This is a genomic window from Heliobacterium chlorum (assembly GCF_014502795.1).
Taxonomy (GTDB): Bacteria; Bacillota; Desulfitobacteriia; order Heliobacteriales; family Heliobacteriaceae; genus Heliobacterium; species Heliobacterium chlorum.
On the sequence record NZ_JACVHF010000196.1, the window covers coordinates 1 to 358 of the forward strand.

Genomic DNA, 358 nt, shown 5'->3' on the forward strand with positions numbered 1-358 from the left:
GTGTTATTCATGTTGGAAATCCTTGTTCACATCACGACCACAGTCATCAGTGGTTGTATTATTGCGTTATTTACGCATTGGCTGCGTAATCGCAAAGACAAATAGGCGACAATAGCCACACCTACAAAAATCCCCTCACTATTTACGGTAGTGAGGGGATTGGTGTATCCATGCTGGATTCCTTGTTAAGTGCATTATAACATCATAGTGTAGAGGAATGCAAAATTAGTATCTATATAGGAGGATGAAATAAAATAGAAAGTTTTATAGGATTTCTAACAGTTTTTTTCTTTGCTTTAATGATCATCACTTTTTCTTTTACAGCTATACTATATATAATAAAAGGACTTTATAATGA

At 34.1% G+C, this 358-nt stretch carries 1 protein-coding gene; it reads left to right on the plus strand.

Annotated elements, in window-relative coordinates; genetic code table 11:
- Positions 1-9 precede the first annotated feature (9 nt).
- The gene (locus tag H1S01_RS20970; protein ID WP_011276848.1) at positions 10-105 is read left to right on the plus strand and encodes a type I toxin-antitoxin system Fst family toxin; all 96 of its coding nucleotides are present in this window, start codon (positions 10-12) and stop codon (positions 103-105) included.
- Positions 106-358: the final 253 nt, after the last annotated feature.

Excerpts from the sequence above, each read along its gene's own strand:
- H1S01_RS20970 (WP_011276848.1), top strand. The coding sequence starts at position 10 with ATGTTGGAAATCCTTGTTCACATCACGACCACAGTCATCAGTGGTTGT.